A 15,691-nucleotide genomic window follows, 5' to 3' on the forward strand; every position below is an offset into this window, starting at 1 on the left:
TATGTCAGCGCCCCGCGCCGCCACGAAACTCCCGCAGGAACTCGTTGTCGGGCGACAGGATGATGTTCGTTCCGGCCGGCTTGTTGTCGCCATCTCCGACGAAGGTCGTCTGGTAGCTCTGCATGGCTCGATAGAAGTCGTAGAACTGCGGGTCCTTGCCGAACGCGGCGGCATAAGTCTGCGCGGCTTCCGCGTCGGCCTGCGCCCGGATGATCTGTGCCCGCTTGGCGCCTTCCGCCCGGATCGAACGCGCTTCCTGCTCGCGCGCCGTGCGCATGCGCTGGAAGGCGGACTCGAGCGGCGTTCCGTCGGGCAGGTCAGTGCGCTTGATCCTGACGTCGACGATCTGCACGCCATATTGCGCCGCGATCCGGTTGAGGCCGCGCTGGACGTTCTCCATTGCGCCCTCGCGCTCGGGGCTGAGCAGCGAGGCGAACGGCCGCTTGCCGAGCTCGTTACGCAGCTCGGACCCGAGAATGGGGCGCAGCGCCAGACCGACCCGGTCCTCCGACCGCGCACGAATGTACATGCGTAGCGGATCGACGACGCGGTAGCGGGCGAAGGCGTCGACCTGCAGTCGCAGCTGGTCGGTCGACAGCACCTGCTGCTGCTCCATGTCGATGTCGCGCACCCGCTTGTCGATCCACACCGTGTTCTCGACGAACGGGATGCGCCAGTTGATGCCGGCGTAGCGACCGCCCAGAATTCGCTCGGGCTTGCCGAAGCGTACGATCAGCGCCTGCTTGGTCTCCGGCACCACGATGACGCTGAGGCGGACGATCAGCAGGGCGGCGAGAATGATTGCAGCCCACAGGATCGGGCGGCGGGTGATGGCGTTGATCATCGGCCCGCTCCCGCGCTGGGCTGCTGTGCTTGCTGCTGCCCCTGCTGCACCGCCGGCGAGGTCGTCCCACCACGGTTGACCTGTTGCAGCGGCAGATAAGGGGTGACCCCCGGTGCCTCGACGATGGTCTTGTCAACGTTGGACAGCACACGTTCCATGGTCTCGTAATACATGCGGCGGCGAGTCACTTCAGGGGCCAGCCGATATTGTTCGTAGATGCGGTTGAACGCACCGGCTTCACCCTGCGCCTTCTGGCGCAGCTGCAGCGAGTAGGCGTTGGCCGAGTTCTGATAGCTTTCGGCTTCCTGCTGTGCGGCAGTCACGTCCTTGAACGCCTCGTTGACCGCGGCCGGCGGATCGGCCTGCTTGATCGCAATGCCCTGCACGGCGACGCCGGCCTGGTAGCTGTCGAGGACGTTCTGCATGACCTCCTGGACGCGCGCCTCGATCTCGCCGCGGCGCTGGCCAATGGCGTCGTTCAGGGTCACGGTGCCGACCACCGCGCGCATCGCGCTTTCCGCCACCTGCTGGATGGTGTCATCCGGGTTCTGTAGCTTAAACAGGTATTGCTCGGGATCGCGGATGTTCCAGCGCACCGAATAAGCGATGTCGATGATGTTCTGGTCGCCGGTCAGCATCAGGGTCTCGGCACCGGCCGAGCCCAGGTCGACGTTGCGGATGTTCTCCACGTCAACCTTCTGCACCCGCTCGAGCGGGGAAGGGAGGGTCAGCCCGATGCCCGGCCCCAGCGTGCGGCTGTAGCGGCCCAGCGTGGTCACCACGCCACGCTCTTCCGGCGCGATGCGGTGCATGCTGGTGAACACCAGCCACAGCAGCACCAGGGCGATGGCCCCCCACAGGAAGACGGAACGGTTGGGACCGCTGAAGCCGCCTCCGCCACCCCCGCCGAACCGCGCCCGGCTGCGCCGAAGCAGCTCGTCCAGGCTGGTGACGTTGCCCAGGCTCGCCTGGCCGGGAGTCCGGCCGGGCGTGTCGGCCCATGGTCCGGTCGATGGCCGCCGCGGCGGCTCACCCTGACCGCTGTCCGGCGCCTGACCCCAGGGTCCCTTGCTGTCGGCAAACAGGCCGCGAGCCCGCGCCCACCCCACGAAACTTATCATAGAGCGCAGATATAGATGGGCCGGGCGCGAATAACAGTAGGGCGCCGTAACAATCCGCCGGATTGCGCTATGGGAGCCGCGCACCTAGCTGCAGCATATGCCATTGGAAGAACAGCTTGGGGCCGGGCCCGACGGCGCGCGGGTCCGATCCGTGCGCGTCAAGGACGGTATTGTCACCGTGCTCGCCGACGGGTCGGGCCTCGGCACAGCCGAGCGCAACACGCTCGAGCAAAGGCTACGCTCCGCCGCGCTGGCTGAGCCCGGGGTCAGGGACGTTCGGGTCGCTCTAACGGCCGTTAAGCAAACCGGTCCAACGCTGATCGCAGTCGGCAGCGGCAAGGGGGGTGTCGGCAAGTCCACCGTAGCGGCAAATCTTGCGGTCGCTCTGGCCCGCCTTGGCAAGCGGGTCGGCATGATCGACGCCGACATCTATGGGCCTTCCCAGCCCACCCTGCTTGGCGTCCATGCCAGGCCGGAGGCGGAGGGCAAGCAGTTGATCCCAACGCCCAGCCCGCATGGCGTCGACCTGCTGTCCGTCGGCCAGCTGGTCAGTGCCGGCCATGCGCTCGCCTGGCGCGGACCGATGGCCTCGGGCGCGCTGAGCCAACTGGTCGAAGGCGACTGGAAAGGCCGCGATATCCTGGTCATCGACCTGCCGCCCGGCACTGGCGACGTGCAGCTGAGCCTGGTGCAGAAGTCGAAGCCCGCCGGCGCGGTGATCGTTTCCACCCCGCAGGACCTCAGCCTGATCGACGCCACCCGCGCCATCGACCTGTTCCGCAAGACGAACGTGCCGGTGCTAGGGCTGATCGAGAACATGGCCGGCTACGACTGCCCGCACTGCGGCCAGCCGTCCGACCCGTTCGGCCAGGGCGGCGCCGAGGCCGCGGCCAGGGTGCTCGGCGTGCCCTTCCTCGGCCGCCTGCCGCTCTCGGCCTCGCTGCGCGAAGCGTCGGACGCCGGCTCTCCGCCCGCCGCCGGCGACGGTCCCGCCGCCGACGCCTTCCGCGACCTCGCGCAGCGGATCCTCGCCCAGCTGGATACCGTGGCGGCCTGACGGGTTACACCCCCATGCCGCTGACCTCAGACGAAGACATCGCCGCCCTGCTGTCGAGCAGCCGGACCATCGCCGTGATCGGCGCGTCCGACAATCCGGCGCGCCCCAGCTACGGCGTCTCCGGCTATATGGCCGACCGTGGCTGGCGCGTGATCCCGGTCAACCCGCGCATCACGGGCGAGCACGTCCACAACGAATATGTCTGGCATGACCTCGGCCAGGTCGGCGTGACGATCGACATCGTCGACGTCTTCCGCCGCCCGGAAGAGGCAATGGACGCCGTTGAGCAGGCGATTGCGGTCGGCGCGAAGGCCGTCTGGTTCCAGCTCGGGGTCGTGAACCGCGAAGCCATCACCCGCGCCGAACAGGCGGGCCTCGCCACCGTCGTCGATCGGTGCATCAAGATCGACGCCGCACGACTGAACGTCAGCCCGCCGCCACCGTCATCTCCGGAATGAGCAGCGTTGGCGCATCCACCCCCCTCCTATACTCCAGGTCACTCCCCGGCTCGAGGGTGGCGAACATGTCCTTGAGGTTCGACGCCACCGTGATCTCCGCCACCGGCCCGACGATCTCGCCGCCTTCGATCAGGAACCCGGCCGCACCCCGGCTGTAGTCGCCGGTGACGCCGTTCACCCCCTGGCCGATCAGCTCCGTCACCAGGATGGCGCGCGGGAAAGCCGCCAGCAACTCCTCGCGGCTGCGCGTTCCCGGCAGCAGCGAAAGGTTGGACGGCGCTGCCCCCGGCGCGCCGCTGACCCCACGACTGGCGTGCCCTGTGGGCGCGATCCCCAGCTGTCGCGCCGCCGCGCTATCCGCAACCCAGCTGGTCAGCACCCCGTCCGCCACCAGGTCCAATGCCCGCGTCGGCAGGCCCTCGCCGTCGAACGGCCGCGAGCGCAGCCCGCGCGGCCGGTGCGGATCATCGCGGATCGTCACCCCAGGTGCGAACACCCGTTCGCCCAGCCGTTCCAATAGGAAGCTCGTCTTGCGGGCCACGGCGCTGCCACTGGTTGCCGCGCTGAAATGCCCGAGCAGCGACGCCGCCACCCGCGGGTCGAACAGCACCGGATAGCGGCCCGGGGCCGGCTTGACCGGCCCGACCCGCGCCGCCGCCCGCTCGCCCGCGCGGCGGCCGATCTCCTCCGCTGCCTCCAGGTCCTCGAGGAACCGCGCCACATGGCTGGCGTAGTCGCGCTGCATCGCCGAACCCTCGCCCGCGACCACGCTGGCCGAGCAGCTAAATCCGCTCGCCCGGTACGCCCCCGCGAACCCGCCCGAGGTCGCCAGCGCCACCGTGCTGGCCGAACTTCCTGCGGACCCGCCGTTCGAATTGGTCACCCCCGGCATCGCCCGCGCCGCCACTTCCGCCGCCAGCGCCCGCGCTCGCAATGCCGCCGGATCCGGATCGCTTGCGTCGTACGCCTCCAGGTCCGGCGCCGCGCCCGTCAGCAGCAGCTCGGCCGCGGCGAGCCCGGCAAAAGGATCCTCCGGCGCTTCCGCCGCCATCGCCACCGCCCGCGCAACCAGCTCGTCCAGGCTGTCGTCGCTGAAGTTGGCGCTCGCCACACTGGCCGAGCGCTGCCCGGCGAACACGCGCAATCCGATCTCCCGGTCGTCCGACCGTGACACGTCCTCCAGCTCGCCCAGTCGCACCGACACGGAGGTCGAGCTGCCGGCGACCAGCATGGCGTCGGCCGCAGTTGCGCCCGCCTTGACCGCGCGCTCAACCAGGCGGGCGGCGATATCCGTGGCTTGTTCGGGAGAAAGCATGAGGGCGATGTAGCGGTTAGGCCGCGCTGCTCAACCCCACCACCAGCAGGCCAAGGAACACCAGCAGCCCCGTCCAGCGATTGGACCGGAACAGGCGGAGCGCCAGCTCGCCATTGTCCGGGTCGGCCCGCGCCACCTGCCGCCCGAGGTGCACCGCCGCCGGTACCAGCGCGACCAGGGCGAGCCACTCTGGCCGCACCGCCCAAACCGCCGCCGCCCAGCCCGCCACCGCCAGCGCGTAGAACAGCCCGATGCCAACCCGTACCCGGCCGCCCAGCCGCCGAGCCGACGACTTCACCCCGACCAGCACATCGTCCTCCTTGTCCTGGATGGCGTAGAGCGTGTCGTAGCCCACCACCCAGGCCACGCTGCCCAGCCACAGCAGCAGCGGCGGCCAGGCGAGCGCGCCGGTCACCGCCGGCCACCCGACCAGCGCGCCCCAGCTGAACACCAGCCCAAGCCACGCCTGCGGCCACCAGGTGATCCGCTTCATGAAGGGGTAGGCGGCGACGAGCAGGAGACTGCCCAGCGCCACCAGCTGCGCGGTCCGCTCCAGCTGCAGCAGCACGAACAGCCCGATTAGGCTCAGTCCGACCAGCAGCGTCCACGCCGCCTTGGCCGACACCCGCCCACTCGCCAACGGCCGCAGCCGCGTCCGCTCAACCTGCCGGTCGAGCTCGCGGTCGATCAGGTCATTGTACACGCAACCCGCCGAGCGCATCGCGAATGCCCCCAGCGCCAGCCACAGCAGCAGGCTCCACCGGCTCTCGACGCCCGCCAGCGCCACGCTCCACGCGCAGGGCCAATAGAGCAGCCACGTCCCGATCGGCCGATCCACCCGCATCAAGCTGGCGTAAGGCCTGAACGTCGGTGGCAGCGCACCGATGAGCCCGGACCGCTCACTGTCAGGAACAAGGTCGGAAGTGGCCGGACGCGTCGTCATCCCGGCCGATTAGCGCCTGCTGGCCCGGATGTCTGCCGTGTCCGCTATCGGCTCATTGCGTACTTTGACGAGAACTTCCGCGTTGCAGCAATGGGGAGGTTCCAAGAAGTCCGCTTTCCACCCAAAGTGGACACTCGTCAGCCATATGCGCCCTGCGTTTGCCCTCCCGCCTTACGGCTGTCCCTGCTAAGCGCTACTGGCGACCGAAGCCTTCCCGCTCAGGGTTCGGCACCGGCAGGAGACACGAACACCCATGGCTTTCAAGAACCCGACCTTCCAGGACCGCGCCGCGCAGGCGGCAGACGCTCGCGCCAAGGCGCTGGAGAAGCTGCGCAACAAGCCGCCTGTTGATCCGGCCGTGGCGGCCGAGCGCCTAGCCGCGGCCGAGCGCAAGCAGGCCGTCCAGGCTGAGAAGGCGGCCGCGAAGAAGGCCGAGGCGCAGGCCAAGGCGGAAGCCGCCGCCGAGGCCAAGGCGGCCGCTGCCGCCAAGGCCGCCAAGCCGGTCCTGACCGAGGCCGAAAAAAAGGCCGCCCGCGATGCCCGCTACGCCGCGCGCAAGGCGCGCCGCTGACGGTCGGCGGGTCGCCTCACGTGGCACTGACAACTAGGAAGTCATTTGCTTGGCTTGTCGCCATGCCGGTCAGACCATCCACGCCACCCTGTCGCAAAAGGGCGTGCAGCCAACCGCAGGTGGTGCGCGGGCCGGTCGGCGACCCGATCGCTTTCATGTACTTCGTCCCTTTCCGGACCGGGCACCGGTGATCGCCACCCCGGCCTGGCCGCCGCGCAGCCTGCCTCGCCTGTTCGTCCGCGCGGCGTTGGCTGACGACGCGACGGTCGCGCTCGACCCGGCCCAGGCCAATTACCTCGGCAACGTCCTTCGGTTGGGGGCGGGCGGGGAAGTGCTGCTGTTCGATGGCGCGTCGGGCGAGTGGCTGGCCCGCATCACGGAAGCGGCGAAGAAGCGCATGACGGTCACCGTCCAGCGCCGGACCCGCTCGCCTGAAACGCTCCCCGAGCTCACCCTTGCCTTCGCGCCGATCAAGCGCGCCCAAACCGACTGGCTGGTCGAAAAGGCGACCGAGCTTGGCGTCGCCCGCCTCCAGCCCGTCATGACCGGCCGCACCGTCGCCGAGCGGGTCAAGCTGGAACGACTTGAGAGCATCGCGATCGAGGCCGCCGAGCAATGCGGCCGCACTCTGCTGCCCGCCGTTGCCGAGCCGAAGCCGCTGGCCGCCTTCCTGGGCCAGCTCGACCGGCCGCTTTACTTCGCGGACGAGACCGGCGGGGCGCACGCGTCCGAAGCACTCCGGCCCGGTCCCGCGACCATCCTGATTGGCCCCGAGGGCGGTTTCACGCCCGACGAACGCGAGGCGGTCCGCGCCCACCGCCTCGCCACCGCCATCTCCCTCGGCCCGCGCATCCTCCGCGCCGAAACCGCCGCGCTCGCCGCCGTCACCGCCTATATGGCGCTGGCGGGAGACTGGCGCTAAGCGCCGCGCACCATGACCACGCGCACCGACCTTGGCGAGAGCCCCCTCATCGAAGGTCGGGATGACCTGCTCGCCGTGTTTGCGGGTGGCGAGAAGTCGCCGGATCGCTGGCGCATCGGCACCGAGCATGAGAAGTTCGTTTACCATCGGGCCGACCACCGCGCGCCGTCCTGGGATGAGCCCGGCGGTATCCGCGACCTCCTCCTGGGCCTGACCGAGTTCGGCTGGCGGCCGGTGGAGGAGAACGGCAAGATCATTGCGCTGGCGGGACCGGATGGCACCGTCAGCCTGGAGCCTGCAGGCCAGTTCGAGTTGTCGGGTGCGCCGCTCGAGAACCTGCACCAGACCTGCGCCGAGGCGAACCGCCATCTCGAACAATGCAAGGCAGTCGGCGACCGGCTCGGGCTCGGCTTCCTTGGCCTCGGCATGTGGCCCGACAAGACTCGCGCCGAGCTGCCGATCATGCCCAAAGGCCGCTACAAGATCATGCTGAACCACATGCCGCGGGTCGGCACGCTGGGTCTCGACATGATGCTGCGCACCTGCACCATTCAGGTGAACCTCGATTACTCGTCCGAGGCCGACATGGCCAAGAAGTTTCGGGTAGGCCTGGCGCTGCAGCCGGTCGCCACTGCCTTGTTCGCGAACTCGCCGCTGACCGAAGGCAAGCCCAACGGCTTCAAGAGCTTCCGCAGCCATATCTGGACCGACACCGACCCACACCGCACCGGCATGCTGCCCTTCGTGTTCGAGGATGGCTTCGGCTATGAGCGCTACTGCGACTATGCGCTCGACGTGCCGATGTACTTCGTGTTCCGCGATGGCCGATACATCGACTGCGCCGGCGAAAGCTTCCGCGCCTTTCTCGACGGCAAGCTGCCGCAGCTGCCCGACGAACGCCCGCGTGTCAGCGACTGGGTCGACCACTTGTCAACCGCCTTTCCGGAAGTGCGTCTCAAAAGCTTCCTTGAGATGCGCGGCGCGGACGGCGGCCGCTGGGGCCGCATCTGTGCGCTGCCGGCCCTGTGGGTCGGATTGCTCTACGACCAAAGTGCGCTCGATGCCGCCTGGGATCTGGTCAAGCACTGGACCATCGACCAGCGTGAGCAGCTCCGCGCCGACGTGCCCCGGCTGGCGCTGGAGGCGAGTGTGCCCGGCGGCGGCACGGTCCGCGAGCTTGCTGGTCGGGTGCTCGATATTGCCGCCGCCGGCCTGACGGCCCGCGGCCGTCTCAACGGCGCCGGCGACAACGAGGGCGGCTTTCTCGACCCCCTGCGCGAGGTCGTAGCGACGGGCGTCACCCCCGCCGACCGCCTGCTTGCCTGGTACAATGGCGAGTGGGGCGGCGACGTGTCGCGAGTGTATAATGAGATGAGCTTCTAACAAAGAAGGGCCGCCCCAACTGGGGCGACCCTCTTTCATCCTGGCAGTTGCCGTCACCGGAACTGATCCCGTGACGTCGGTGCTGGTGCGGCTTAGCCCAGCATCTCCTGCTCGAGCTTCTTGGCCATTTCCTCGATGTTCTCGGGCGGCCAGCCCGGAATGTCCATGCCGAGGCGCAGGCCCATCGACGCGAGCACTTCCTTGATCTCGTTCAAGGACTTGCGGCCGAAGTTCGGGGTGCGGAGCATTTCCGCCTCCGTCTTCTGCACCAAGTCGCCGATGTAGATGATGTTGTCGTTCTTGAGGCAATTGGCGCTGCGAACCGACAGCTCCAGCTCGTCCACCTTCTTGAGGAGGTAGCGGTTGAGCTGGTTGGTGTCGGTCGTCGTCTCCGGCATGGCACTGCCGGTCGCCGGCGCGGCAGTCGTCGCCTGACCGATCATCGGCGACGCGCTGCGGTAGCTCGAATCGTCGAAGCTGACGAACAGGGTGAGCTGGTCCTGCAGGATCCGGGCAGCATAGCCGAGCGCATCTTCCGGAGACACGGTGCCGTCGGTCTCGACCGTCAGCGTCAGCTTGTCGTAATCCAGCTCCTGCCCGACGCGGGTGTTCTCGACCTTGTAGGCGACCTGGCGGACCGGGCTGTACAGTGCATCGACCGGGATCAGGCCGATCGGCGCGTCGGCCGGACGGTTGGCCGAGGCGGGGACGTAGCCCTTACCGATGTCAGCGGTCAGCTCCATATTGAGCGTCGCACCTTGGTCGAGGTGGCAGATCACCAGTTCCGGGTTGCTGATCTCGATGTCGCCCGTGGTCTGGATCTGCGCGGCGGTGACTTCGCCGGGGCCGGTCGCGGTCAGGTGGAGCCGCTTGGGGCCTTCGCCCTCCATGCGGATCGCCAGCTTCTTGATGTTGAGAATAATGTCGGTGACATCCTCGCGGACGCCGGCGAGGCTGCTGAACTCATGCAGCACGCCTTCGATCTTGATCGAGGTGACGGCAGCGCCTTGGAGTGAGCTCAACAGTACCCGGCGCAGCGAGTTGCCCAGCGTCATGCCGAAGCCACGCTCCAGTGGCTCGGCCACGAACACTGCCTTGCGGCGGGAGTCGCCACCAACCTTGCGCTCCAGGCTGTTGGGCTTCTTCAGTTCCTGCCAGTTCTTTGCGTTGACGGCCATGTTGCTTCCTTGGCAGCGGAACGGCGACGTCTCGCCGGACCTTGTTATCTTCTGTTCGAGAGCCTCGGCCAAAGTACCACTTTGGCCGGAACTCTTAGACGCGGCGGCGCTTGCTCGGGCGGACGCCGTTGTGCGGGATCGCCGTCACATCGCGGATGGAGGTGATGGTGAAGCCCACCGCCTGCAGTGCGCGCAGGGCGCTCTCGCGGCCCGAACCCGGCCCCTTGACCTCGACCTCGAGCGTGCGAACGCCGTGGTCGGCGGCCTTGCGGCCCGCGTCCTCGGCGGCGACCTGGGCGGCATAGGGCGTCGACTTGCGGCTGCCCTTGAAGCCCATCATGCCGGCCGAGCTCCAGGCAATCGCATTGCCCTGCGCGTCCGTGATGGTGATCATGGTGTTATTGAAGCTGGCGTTCACGTGGGCGACGCCGGCGGTGATGTTCTTGCGCTCGCGGCGCCGAAGGCGCTGTGGTTCGCGTGCCATATCTGGTTATTCCTACAATCCGAGGCCTTGCTGATGGGCAGGGCAGAGTTGCGTTGCACTGGTTGAAGCCGCCTTCCGGCGGAGCAAGCGTGTCGGAACAGTCCCTTGGGCTGTTCCTGCTCGCTTACTTCTTCTTGCCAGCGATCGGCTTGGCCTTGCCCTTGCGGGTACGGGCGTTGGTGTGGGTGCGCTGACCGCGGACCGGCAGGCCCTTGCGGTGACGCAGGCCACGGTAGCAGGCCAGGTCCATCAGCCGCTTAATGTTCATCGCGGTTTCACGGCGAAGGTCGCCCTCAACCGTGTGCTCGGCGTCGATGGTCTCGCGGATCTGGAGGACCTCCTGGTCCGTCAGGTCCTGAACCCGGCGCTCGGCGGCGATGTTCAGCTTGGCGGTGATTTCCTTAGCCTTGGTCTGACCAATGCCGTGGATGTAGGTGAGCGCGATTTCTACGCGCTTGTTGGTGGGGATGTTGACCCCGGCAATACGAGCCATGCGGTGTGTTTCTTCCCTTAAGCTCCACGAGGCGACACCGGCCGCCCCATCTCGTCGCTGTTGTCCCGCATCCTGGCCCAATCGCTAACGCGAAAACGGCGCACGCACGGATGCGCCGCCGGACACCAGGGGAACGGGATGGCGCGCAGATATGGGCGAGCCGCCGCTGAGTCAACCGCTTTGCGGACGCCGCGGCCTTTGGCTACAGGGCCAGGCAATGGAGCGGCTTTCCCTCGGCAGCGGCATCCCCGAGGCATTCCGCGGGGGCATCGTTGCGCTCGGCAACTTCGATGGTTTCCACCTCGGCCACCAGGCGGTGGTCGGGCGCGCCGTTGCCCGCGCCGCGCACGAGGGCCGGCCGGCGATCGTCGCCACCTTCGATCCGCACCCGGTTCGCCATTTCCGCCCCGACGCGCCGCCCTTCCGGCTGACCAGCCTCAACCAGCGTATGGCGCTGTTCGCCGGCGCCGGCGCGGACGCCACCCTGGTGCTCCGCTTCGACCAGCAACTCGCCGTTACCAGTGCCGAGGCGTTCGTCGACCTGCTCGCCCGAGACCTCGGCGCGACCGGCGTGGTGACCGGCGAGGACTTCACCTTCGGCGCCCGCCGAGGCGGCAACGTCGCCGTCCTGCGTGAACTGGGCGCCGCTCGCGGGATGACGGCGGAAACGGTCGCGCCCGTAGCCGTGGAGGGTACGCCCGTCTCCTCCAGCCGCATCCGCCAGGCCCTGACTGCGGCGGACCCCGGCACCGCCACCCGCCTGCTGACCCGCCCCTTCGCCATCCAGGGTGTCGTCCAGCATGGCGACAAGCGCGGCCGCCAACTTGGCTACCCCACCGCCAATCTGGTGCTCGACGATTACCAGCGGCCCAGCTACGGCATCTATGCCGTTCGCGTGCGATTGCCCGACGGCGCCGAGCATGCCGGCGTCGCTAGCCTGGGCGTCCGCCCGACCTTCGACCCGCCGGTCGAGCTGCTTGAGGCCTATCTGTTCGACTTCGCCGGCGACCTCTACGGCCAGACGGTTGAGGTCGCGTTGCACCACTATCTGCGCGGCGAGGAGAAGTTCGACAGCATGGACGCGCTGACCGAGCAGATGCGCGCTGACGAGGCCGAGGCGCGGCGGCTCCTGCTGCCCTGATGGTTTGCATCGCGCCCGCTGCCCGCTAGAGCGCGCGCCAATGGCCGACGAACCCACCACCGACGTTGCTGCGACGCGCGACTGGCGCGACACCGTCTTTCTGCCGAAGACCGCTTTCCCGATGAAGGCCGGCCTGCCGCAGAAGGAGCCGCAGATCCTTGCCCGCTGGCAGGCGGAGGACCTCTACGCCCGCGTCCGCGAGAGCCGCGCCGGCCGGAGCAAGTTCATCCTCCACGACGGCCCGCCCTACGCCAATGGCGACATGCACATCGGCCATGCGCTGAACCATATCCTCAAGGACATGGTGGTCCGCACCCAGACCCTGCTGGGCAAGGACGCGCCCTATGTGCCCGGCTGGGACTGCCACGGCCTGCCCATCGAGTGGAAGGTCGAGGAACAGTATCGCAAGAAGAAGCGCAACAAGGACGAGGTGCCCGCGGCCGAGTTCCGCGCCGAATGCCGCGCCTACGCGCAGCATTGGGTCGACGTGCAGCGCGAGCAGCTCAAGCGGCTCGGCATCGGCGGCAACTGGGACAAGCCCTATCTCACCATGGACCCGGAGGCTGAGGCGACCATCGTCTCCGAGCTGATGAAGTTCGCCGCCTCCGGCCAGCTCTACCGTGGCGCCAAGCCGGTGATGTGGAGCCCGGTCGAGAAGACCGCGCTGGCCGAGGCCGAGATCGAATATGAGGACGTCACCTCGACCCAGATCGACGTGGCGTTCGAGATCGTCGAGAGCCCCATTCCCGAGCTGGTCGGCGCCCATGCGGTGATCTGGACCACCACTCCGTGGACGATCCCGGTCAACCAGGCGATCGCGTACGGGGAGGACGTCGATTATGTCTTGCTTGAAGGCGACGGCGGCAAGCGCTTCTTGGTTGCCGATGCTCTAGATACAGCTTTCGGGACACGTGTGGCCGATCAAATTGGCGAGACGTCAGTCTTCAAGCAGGTTTGGGAAGGCAAAGGCTCCGAACTCGCCGGCACCATCGTCCGCCACCCGATGCACCAACTCGGCGGCTTCTTCGCCACGCCGCGTCCGCTGATCCCCGGCCACCACGTCACCACCGATGCCGGCACGGGCCTCGTCCACATGGCGCCCGACCATGGCGAGGAGGATTTCGAGGTCTGCAAGGCGCACGGCATCAACCCCGTCTTCGCGGTGGAGGGCGACGGCAAGTATCGCGCCGACTGGCCGTGGCTGGGCGGGCAGGGCAGCGTCATCAACCCCAAGTTCAACGCGCCCGAAGGTCCGATCTGCTCCGACCTCCGCGACGCCGGAGCGCTGCTATCCGCCGGCGACTTCCGCCACAGCTACCCGCACTCGTGGCGCTCCAAGGCCCGCGTCATCTACCGCTGCACCCCGCAGTGGTTCGTGCCGATGGATCAGGCTGGTGAAGGCGGCACCCTGCGCGACAAGGCACTGGCCGAACTCGACCGCGTGCGCTTCACCCCTGAGAAAGGCCGCAACCGCATCGGCTCGATGGTGCAGGACCGTCCCGATTGGGTCCTCTCGCGCCAGCGCGCCTGGGGCGTTCCGATCACCCTGTTCGTCGATCGCAAGTCCGGCCAGTATCTAGTCGACGCGGAGGTGAACGCCCGCATCGTCGCCGCCATTCGTGAAGGCGGCGTTGACGCCTGGACCGCCGACGGCGCCGCCGCCCGCTTCTTGGGCGAGGGCCGCAATCCAGACGACTACGAGCAGGTCACGGACATTCTCGACGTCTGGTTCGACAGCGGCTGCACCCACGTCTTCACGCTCGAAAGCGGCCGCTGGCCGGAACTGCGCTGGCCGGCCGACCTCTACCTCGAAGGCTCCGACCAGCATCGCGGCTGGTTCCAGTCGTCCTTGCTTGAAAGCTGCGGTACCCGCGATCGCGCGCCCTACGACGCGGTGCTGACCCACGGCTTCACCATGGACCCCAAGGGCATGAAGATGTCCAAGAGCCTGGGGAACACGGTCGATCCCATCAAGGTGATGGAGGTGAACGGCGCCGACATCATCCGCCTGTGGGCGCTGTCGGTCGACTATACCGAGGACCATCGGATCGGCGACGAGATCCTCAAAGGCGTCGCCGACGGTTACCGCAAGCTGCGCAACACCTTCCGCTACCTGCTCGGCGCGCTGGACGGCTTCTCGGACGAGGAGCGGGTCGACATGGCTGAGATGCCGGAGCTGGAGCGCTACATGCTCTCGGCGCTCGCCATGCTCGACACTGAGCTACGCCGCGCCGCCACAGAGTACGATTTCAACGCCTACACCCGTGCGCTGACCGATTTTTGCAACAACGACCTATCGGCCTTCTTCTTCGATATCCGCAAGGACAGCCTCTATTGCGACGCGGCGGATGATCTGAAGCGGCGCAGTTACCGGACGGTGCTGGACATCCTGTTCCAGGCGCTGGTCCGCTACGCCGCTCCGGTTCTGGTGTTCACCGCCGAGGAAGTCTGGGGTACGCGCTACCCTGATGCCGGCAGCGTCCATCTGCTCGAATGGCCGGAAGTCGGCGAGTGGCAGGACCGCCGCCTGGCTGAGATCTGGACCGGCTACCGGACCTTGCGCGAGCAGGTCACCGCCGAGATCGAGCCGATGCGCCGTGAAAAGGCTGTGGGCTCCAGCCTCGAGGTCCGCATCGCCCTCGGCTTCCCTGACGAGGCGGACCGGCCCATGCTGTCCGCGGACGAACTGGCGGAGTTGTTCATCGTCTCGGAGGTCGTGCTCGACACCGGCCACGTTGTTGCTGGGCCGGCGGTCGTCGCGCAGCGGGTGGCGTACGACAAGTGCAATCGCTGCTGGCGCCTGCTTCCAGAGGTCGAGGCGAACGCGGGCCTGTGCGCCCGCTGCGAGGAGGTGGTCGGTGAGTAGGGCGCGTTTCGGACTGCTGACGGCGGCGCTGGTGTTCATCGCCGACCAGCTGACTAAGTGGCTGGTCGCGGGTCCGTTCGGCCTCCGCGCGGAAGGGGACCGGCTCGACCTGCTGCCGATCTTCGACCTGATGCGGGTCCACAATCACGGCATCTCGCTCGGACTGCTGACTGCCTCGACCGACACCTATCGCTGGTTGCTGGTGGCCTTCACCGCCGCAATCGCGATGGTTGTCGCATACTGGCTGTTTCGGGAGCCGAAGAAGGGTGACCAGCTCGCGCTCGGGATGGTGCTGGGCGGTGCGCTGGGCAACATCGTCGACCGGGTGCGGTTCGGCTATGTGCTCGATTTCGCCGACCTGCACTTCGGGTCATGGCGGCCGTTTTTGGTCTTCAATGTCGCCGATGCCGCTATTAGCATCGGCGTCGTGATCCTGATATTGCGGGCGCTATTCGTGAAGGACTCAGCGTCCAGGGAGAAGGTTCAGAATGCGTAAGGTTTCCATGGTCTTGGGCCTCGCCGGCACGGCGCTCCTGGTCGCGGGCTGCAGCACGGGCGGTGCACGTGGCAGCCGCCTCGACGAGTTCGCCGTTGCGCGCAATGCGCCGCTGGTCATTCCGCCCGACTATTCGCTCACGCCGCCGGCGCCCGGCACTGCCACCATCAGCGCCTCGGACGCGCAACAGCAAGCGATTCAGGCTCTGTTCGGCGGCCCAGCGCCGCGCTCGGCCAGCGAGACCAGCCTGCTCGACAAGGCGGGCGGCGATCGCGTTGCCCTTGGCATTCGCAGCCTTGCAGGTGATAATACCACACAGGTAGTGGACAAAGGCGAAACGACCCGTAGCATCATCAACGCACCGGAGGCTGACAGTCAGGTGGCGGTCGCCTCGGTACCGTAAGGCACCCGGGGGCAAG

The 15,691-nt window shown here is 67.7% G+C and carries 16 protein-coding genes; 9 read left to right on the forward strand and 7 right to left on the reverse strand.

The window, feature by feature from the left end; genetic code table 11:
* Window positions 1–4: 4 nt before the first annotated feature.
* On the reverse strand, window positions 5–844 hold the full coding sequence (hflC, locus tag OMW55_RS01300; protein WP_407822044.1) for a protease modulator HflC: 840 nt from the start codon (window positions 842–844) through the stop codon (window positions 5–7).
* Window positions 841–1,965: an FtsH protease activity modulator HflK gene (gene hflK / locus OMW55_RS01305; protein WP_407822045.1), complete on the reverse strand. Its 1,125-nt coding sequence runs from the start codon at window positions 1,963–1,965 to the stop codon at window positions 841–843. Before hflK ends, hflC begins: the two co-directional genes overlap by 4 nt.
* A gap of 97 nt (window positions 1,966–2,062) precedes the next feature.
* On the opposite strand from hflK, the gene OMW55_RS01310 reads away from it, so the two are divergent.
* Together OMW55_RS01310 and OMW55_RS01315 are read left to right on the forward strand one after the other, a co-directional pair.
* Window positions 2,063–3,022, forward strand: a complete 960-nt coding sequence (locus tag OMW55_RS01310) for an Mrp/NBP35 family ATP-binding protein (protein ID WP_264880221.1) — start codon at window positions 2,063–2,065, stop codon at window positions 3,020–3,022.
* Window positions 3,023–3,036: 14 nt separating this feature from the next.
* On the forward strand, window positions 3,037–3,480 hold the full coding sequence (locus tag OMW55_RS01315) for a CoA-binding protein (RefSeq protein ID WP_264880222.1): 444 nt from the start codon (window positions 3,037–3,039) through the stop codon (window positions 3,478–3,480).
* Here the strand turns inward: OMW55_RS01315 and OMW55_RS01320 are convergent.
* Window positions 3,449–4,795 carry a TldD/PmbA family protein gene (locus OMW55_RS01320; RefSeq protein WP_264880224.1) on the reverse strand — a complete coding sequence of 449 codons (1,347 nt, stop codon included), beginning with the start codon at window positions 4,793–4,795 and terminating at the stop codon, window positions 3,449–3,451. The two genes, OMW55_RS01315 and OMW55_RS01320, sit on opposite strands and share 32 nt — an antisense overlap.
* Before the next feature lie 16 nt (window positions 4,796–4,811).
* A complete protein-coding gene (ubiA, locus tag OMW55_RS01325; RefSeq protein WP_264880225.1) occupies window positions 4,812–5,738 on the reverse strand; it encodes a 4-hydroxybenzoate octaprenyltransferase in 927 nt (308 codons plus the stop codon).
* Between the two features lie 253 nt (window positions 5,739–5,991).
* Between ubiA and OMW55_RS01330 the strand changes: the two genes are divergently transcribed.
* From OMW55_RS01330 to OMW55_RS01340, 3 genes are all read left to right on the forward strand, one after another.
* Complete coding sequence (locus tag OMW55_RS01330) at window positions 5,992–6,309, forward strand: DUF6481 family protein (RefSeq protein WP_264880226.1); 318 nt, start codon at window positions 5,992–5,994, stop codon at window positions 6,307–6,309.
* Window positions 6,310–6,496: 187 nt separating this feature from the next.
* On the forward strand, window positions 6,497–7,231 hold the full coding sequence (locus tag OMW55_RS01335; RefSeq protein WP_264881965.1) for a 16S rRNA (uracil(1498)-N(3))-methyltransferase: 735 nt from the start codon (window positions 6,497–6,499) through the stop codon (window positions 7,229–7,231).
* 12 nt (window positions 7,232–7,243) lie between these two features.
* Complete coding sequence (locus OMW55_RS01340; RefSeq protein ID WP_264880228.1) at window positions 7,244–8,614, forward strand: glutamate--cysteine ligase; 1,371 nt, start codon at window positions 7,244–7,246, stop codon at window positions 8,612–8,614.
* Between the two features lie 92 nt (window positions 8,615–8,706).
* On the opposite strand, the gene OMW55_RS01345 is transcribed toward OMW55_RS01340, so the two are convergent.
* The 3 genes from OMW55_RS01345 to rpsM all read right to left on the reverse strand — a co-directional run bounded on the left by OMW55_RS01345 (window position 8,707) and on the right by rpsM (window position 10,769).
* Window positions 8,707–9,792: a DNA-directed RNA polymerase subunit alpha gene (locus OMW55_RS01345; protein WP_264880230.1), complete on the reverse strand. Its 1,086-nt coding sequence runs from the start codon at window positions 9,790–9,792 to the stop codon at window positions 8,707–8,709.
* A gap of 94 nt (window positions 9,793–9,886) precedes the next feature.
* Complete coding sequence (gene rpsK / locus OMW55_RS01350; RefSeq protein ID WP_264880233.1) at window positions 9,887–10,276, reverse strand: 30S ribosomal protein S11; 390 nt, start codon at window positions 10,274–10,276, stop codon at window positions 9,887–9,889.
* Between the two features lie 124 nt (window positions 10,277–10,400).
* On the reverse strand, window positions 10,401–10,769 hold the full coding sequence (gene rpsM / locus OMW55_RS01355; RefSeq protein ID WP_264880235.1) for a 30S ribosomal protein S13: 369 nt from the start codon (window positions 10,767–10,769) through the stop codon (window positions 10,401–10,403).
* A gap of 217 nt (window positions 10,770–10,986) precedes the next feature.
* Here rpsM and OMW55_RS01360 point away from each other — a divergent pair, with 217 nt between their 5' ends.
* From OMW55_RS01360 to OMW55_RS01375, 4 genes are read left to right on the forward strand one after another with little or no spacing between them, the layout of a single operon-like run.
* Window positions 10,987–11,910, forward strand: a complete 924-nt coding sequence (locus OMW55_RS01360) for a bifunctional riboflavin kinase/FAD synthetase (RefSeq protein WP_264880236.1) — start codon at window positions 10,987–10,989, stop codon at window positions 11,908–11,910.
* Between the two features lie 40 nt (window positions 11,911–11,950).
* Window positions 11,951–14,776 (forward strand): isoleucine--tRNA ligase, encoded by a 2,826-nt coding sequence (ileS, locus tag OMW55_RS01365; RefSeq protein WP_264880238.1) that lies wholly within the window; start codon window positions 11,951–11,953, stop codon window positions 14,774–14,776.
* Window positions 14,769–15,272 (forward strand): signal peptidase II, encoded by a 504-nt coding sequence (gene lspA / locus OMW55_RS01370; RefSeq protein ID WP_264880239.1) that lies wholly within the window; start codon window positions 14,769–14,771, stop codon window positions 15,270–15,272. The genes ileS and lspA overlap by 8 nt, the downstream gene beginning before the upstream one ends.
* On the forward strand, window positions 15,265–15,675 hold the full coding sequence (locus tag OMW55_RS01375; RefSeq protein WP_264880240.1) for a DUF3035 domain-containing protein: 411 nt from the start codon (window positions 15,265–15,267) through the stop codon (window positions 15,673–15,675). Before lspA ends, OMW55_RS01375 begins: the two co-directional genes overlap by 8 nt.
* Window positions 15,676–15,691 lie beyond the last annotated feature (16 nt).

The organism is Sphingomonas arvum (assembly GCF_026013565.1).
Taxonomy (GTDB): domain Bacteria; phylum Pseudomonadota; class Alphaproteobacteria; order Sphingomonadales; family Sphingomonadaceae; genus Sphingomicrobium; species Sphingomicrobium arvum.